The 4,780-nt window shown below is 56.4% G+C and carries 5 protein-coding genes; all 5 read right to left on the bottom strand.

What is annotated here, in order from left to right:
- The coding region (locus ABX749_RS22375) for an exosortase/archaeosortase family protein (protein WP_372897937.1) at positions 1-826 on the bottom strand (826 nt) is incomplete at its 3' end.
- A 180-nt stretch (positions 827-1,006) separates the two neighbouring features.
- On the bottom strand, positions 1,007-1,255 hold the full coding sequence (locus ABX749_RS22370; RefSeq protein WP_372897936.1) for a PEP-CTERM sorting domain-containing protein: 249 nt from the start codon (positions 1,253-1,255) through the stop codon (positions 1,007-1,009).
- A 587-nt stretch (positions 1,256-1,842) separates the two neighbouring features.
- The gene (locus tag ABX749_RS22365; RefSeq protein ID WP_372897935.1) at positions 1,843-3,237 is read right to left on the bottom strand and encodes a hypothetical protein; all 1,395 of its coding nucleotides are present in this window, start codon (positions 3,235-3,237) and stop codon (positions 1,843-1,845) included.
- A 12-nt stretch (positions 3,238-3,249) separates the two neighbouring features.
- Positions 3,250-4,128: a glycosyltransferase family 2 protein gene (locus ABX749_RS22360; protein WP_372897934.1), complete on the bottom strand. Its 879-nt coding sequence runs from the start codon at positions 4,126-4,128 to the stop codon at positions 3,250-3,252.
- The gene (locus ABX749_RS22355) at positions 4,125-4,688 is read right to left on the bottom strand and encodes a colanic acid biosynthesis acetyltransferase WcaF (RefSeq protein WP_372897933.1); all 564 of its coding nucleotides are present in this window, start codon (positions 4,686-4,688) and stop codon (positions 4,125-4,127) included. The genes ABX749_RS22360 and ABX749_RS22355 overlap by 4 nt, the downstream gene beginning before the upstream one ends.
- Positions 4,689-4,780 lie beyond the last annotated feature (92 nt).

The raw sequence follows: 4,780 nt of genomic DNA, 5'->3' as shown, positions 1-4,780 counted from the left end.
CGGGGTAGAACATCACCCGCAGAAATCGATCGGTCGAGAGCATCATCAACACCGCGCCACATAGACAAATCCAACCGAGTATTTCATGCGGCATCCCGTTAGACAGGTCCGTTGAATACCATTCTTGCGCAACGGCGATCGATGTGATGCGAACAATATTCATCACCAACGCCCAGAGCACGCCGGCCAGCAGATAGGCCGGCGTTGCGATCAGCGGCCGGCGACGGAAAACGATCCACAGGCACACTAAAAACAAGACCGTAAATAGCGATTGCACGCCGCTACAAGCCTCCTCTACGAACAATGTCCCGCCAGGAAGCTCAATGACGTTGCCCCGTAAATAATGGGTCAAACCGAACGAGTCCAGCAGATAGCTGCTGACTTGCGACGTCACCCGCTGCAGTTTTGCTGCAAGTTGCAAATCCAGGTTCAATGGCAATCGGATCATCATCAACAGCAGCAGACTCAAATAAGTCAGCCGATGACGATCAGCCGATGACGAGCGATGCGACCTAAGCCAGCCTGCAACGATCAGCGCAAACGCGATCGCGGAAAACCAAGGCGTTGCCCGGTACGAGGCGAAGAGCGTCAGCACTCCTCCCATCCCGACCAGAACAAACGAAACCGGATCAGCGGGCATCCGAAACTGGTGATCCCACCGAAACAAAATCAGCGCAACGAGGGCGAGCAGCAACGGGAAGATGTACCCGTACTGATCCAGTTCACTCAACCAAGCCAGATAGACGGACAGACCAGGGAGTGGGGCGATGAAGACGATCGCCCAAAAGATTGCCGCCAAATATCTCGGGTGTGTCGAAGTTTCCATGTTGAGGCATTCTGCGGAAAGGCCGGCGTTCCTAGATTGTCCACCGCGGTCGGTTCCTATCGTCGCACATCTGATGGCGGCGAAGCCAGGGAGAAACGACTGGGGCACAAAAAAAGCAAGATTCCCGTTTTCACGAGAACCTTGCTAATGCATCGCGTTAATCGGAAGCAAAAACCGCTCTTAGCAGGCTTCTTCCGCCATTGACTCTTCGGCCTCGGCGGCCTCTCTTGCCTTCATCCGTCGGCGATATCCGATTCCGCACCCGCCAGCGATCAAGCCCGTCAAGGCGATCATCGTACTCGGCTCGGGTGCTCCACGAATCACGCCTACACCCGAAACCGTCGCACTGGTAAACGAAATCGACGTCTGGCCGCCGATCAGTTTGGCGATGTTGACCGGATCAACGGAAGTCGAACTGATCGTGCTCACCGGGTTCGTGAACGTGAACGAGAAATTCACCGGCAGAGTCGGATTCAGCTGGCCGGCCGGGGTATTTCCATTGAATTGGAAGGAGTCAGTCCCACCAGGCCCATTGTTGTTCGCAACGGTGATGTTCCCATTGACCAAGGCCATAATGGGGGGGTGTGAATTCGGGTTTGACGTCCCGGTGTTCGGGGTTGCAGGGAACTCAAACGCTCCGGTTGCCGGAGTCACTCCGCCCCCCGGATTAATCGTGTAATTCAACGTGAGCGAAAAATTCCTCGGAAACGAACCCAGAATCGGCCCAGGTTGCCCCTGGTTGATCGATCCCAAGAATCCAACCGTCGCGGCATCCGCCGACCCACATAGAGTGGTGCAGAGCAAAATCGCCAGACCGCCAAGAAATTTCTTCATTTTTCTTCCGTTCACTACGCACAATTCAGAACGTGGACTGCCACGCAGGTGCTCAGTGTAGTTTCGATTTAGCCATTTTCAATAAGCAGGTGGTAGAAATCCCCTATCTTGGACAAATGTTCTCTCCTATCGCGTTTCTCCCCTTTATTCGTGCCAGCTGGACAGTTTTGGGACAAGCCGCCTCACCGGGCCACCGGCCGTCCGGGCGGGGGGTGCCCGATCAAGTCTTTTTGAATCGCCAGCGTGCCTACAAAAACACCCCCGAACAACAATACCCACAACGCGTTGGCGGGATCGCCACTGAAATGCTGGTGGGAGGCGACAAACGAGGCGACGTTCGCCATGACGAGTGCAAAGATCAATGCCTGTAACTCGATCAGCGGCAGGTAGCGTTGTCGGCGAATCTCTCGACGGCAACGACTCAGGACCATCCCGATCGCGATCGAAATCAGTACAACGCCGGGCACTCCGAGTTCTTTGAACAGTCGGCTCACGCCGTCTTCTTGCCAGACGCCCTCTCTTGCCTCAACCGCAAAGTGCTGCGCACCTTGAGTCGCCACTCCCAGGCCCGATCCCATCACTCCAGACTGTTTCAACGTGCCAATGACACTTCCCGCCACGTTGTCCTTCAGTCGCGGTGCAACATCGCTGATCGTCGTCGCGTAATACGCCTGGTGGTCTTCGATGCCTTCTTCGTCTCGATACATTGCCAACGGAATCGCGCCGATCACAACGATCAACACGATGTATCCCAAAACCTGCACCACACTGCGTCGAGCAGCCAATTGGATGTACAACAAGTAAGCGATGATGAAGATCACGGGCATGATCAACATCTTTCGGCGTCCACAAAGCAGCAGCGGTACGACACTCCAAATCGCGGTGGACAGCCACAACGGGTTGATCCGTCGTTTTAACCCAGCCTTGTCGCCACGATTGAGCAATAGGATGGCGGAAACCATCATCGTGTTGGCCGCATGAAAGCCCGCAATATCGGGACTGCGAAAGAATCCTGAGATCAGTCGAACAATCACACCCGGCATGTGCCGGATCCACTCAAACCCTTTCAGTCCGCCCAGCCCCGGCCAGTCCCACATCAGGTATTCCGCCACCGATCCGATCAGTGCGATGCTGTTGACGATCACGTAGAGCTCAAGCAGGCGTTTGAGAGACTTAAGTTCGAACGCCAATGCGGCGCCCAACGCAACTCCTAGCAGCGGTGCGGCGTAGGAAATGATACCGAGTCCCGCCAACAGAATCCCGTTCTGGTATAGGGCAAGCGATAAGACGGCCCCTGGAATCAGCCCAAACAAATACCAGATCATCGCCCGTTCGAGCCAGGGAAAGCGCATCCGAACCCTGCGCAATCCCTCATGGCCACCAAAAAACAGATTAAGGAACGCCGCGCCCCAGACCGCACAAACGCAGTAGGTCAGCAAGGTCGGTTCGCCTTCGGACATTTTGCGAATTGGATCGCGAAAGCAATCCAACACGATCGCAATCCCCAGACCGGCACGCCAATCCGTGACGGCGAAGAGTGCGCCGATCGCGACGACGATGTAGAAAATGGAGTCCAAGAATTTGCTTCGCTAGGGGTTGCCGTTCTGATCAACTGTTGACGGTTCCGATTTGCGAATCGAAATCATCGATTCATAACACGCCATCATGCGGCAAAATCGACGCCCCGTGGGGCCGTCGCGAAAACCGCCCATCAAAACGTATTGATAAAAAAACCGCATTGCACCGCGTGCCGGAACCCGACGTGCCAGAGAGCGCAGCCCGAGACGACGACGACTCGCATCGAGACTGAAGATCAACCAGGGTGATTCATCGCGTTCTTGACCACACTCCCGTTTCGCTTCGCGGCCCGCATAGCGGACGTGCCGCATCCACCAATCGTCCATTCCGCGGCTAAACGCTTCGTGAATGAACGGCGACCGGATCGTTCCCAGATCGCCATCGACCGCGGGCACCGGCACTTCACCATGACCGCTGTCTTCAAACCGCGCGCGACCGCGCCGAACCAACCGCATGATCCAAACGGGAAATCCGTCAGAATATTTCAACCAGACGCCGTCGAGCATCGTCTTTCGGCACGTGCGAAAAGCGACCACTTCGGGACCGGCCGACTCAATCGCCCGACCAATTTCCTCGGCAAATTCCGCGGTGGAAACCTCGTCCGCATCCAGCATCAATACCCATTCGTTTCGCAGGCCGGCATGATCGAGTGCCCAATTCCGCTGACGCGCGAACGACGCAAAGGGATGACTGACGACGCGAGCCCCCGACTGCTCGGCCAATGCCACGGTCGCATCGGTCGACGCATCATCGACCACGACGACTTCATCCGCCCACGCCAATGCATCCACACACCGCGCGATGTTGATTTCTTCGTTCTTGGCGAGTACGACCACCGAAACTGGCAATCGCGTCGACCGATCAGCACTGTCCGATCGAGCTTGCGTCATGCGTTGATTTCCCGCTTGCGGATCTCGCGGGCCGGATTGCCGGCGACAATCGTCCACTCGGGCACATCCTTGGTGACCACGCCGCAAGCCCCGACCACGGCACCTTCATGGACCGTCACGCCGGGGCCGACAAACGCCTTGGCGCAGACCCACGCCGCATGCTCGATTCGAATGGGCGACGTCGTCAGTTTCATCGTCGGATCGGCCAAGTCGTGGGAGGCGGCGCACAGGTAACTGTACTGTGAAACCGTCGCGTTGTCGCCGATGCTGATCGGTGCGACGTTGTAGACATCCACATGATGCCCGATCGAACTGTTGCGCCCGATCGTCAGATTCCACGGCGCCCAAATCCGAACCGTCGGGTCGATCCGAGATTCGGCCGTCACCGTCGCCCCAAAACTACGCAACACCAGGACTCGCCATCGGAACACGATCCGAGGCGAAGGTCGAAACAAGACCCACCAGCACACGCCCCACAACACACGACCGATCTTGTTGGCCGTGGAATGCGACGACGGACAGGCCGTTCGTGACGTATCGAGTTTGGGATCAAGTTTCAAGTTTCAAGTTTCAAGTTTCAAGTTTCAAGTTTCAAGTTTCAAGTTTCAAGTTTCAAGTTCCAGACCTGGGGCATTTTCCTGTCACACTTTTT

The sequence above is a fragment of the Stieleria sp. genome, assembly GCF_041595215.1.
GTDB lineage: Bacteria > Planctomycetota > Planctomycetia > Pirellulales > Pirellulaceae > Stieleria > Stieleria magnilauensis.
Note: the sequence above shows the minus strand (reverse complement) of the source record. Positions and strands in the feature narration are given on the sequence as shown.

Bases quoted from the DNA above. Each gene is read 5' to 3' on its own strand.
- ABX749_RS22360 (WP_372897934.1), bottom strand. From the start codon at position 4,128: ATGACGCAAGCTCGATCGGACAGTGCTGATCGGTCGACGCGATTGCCA.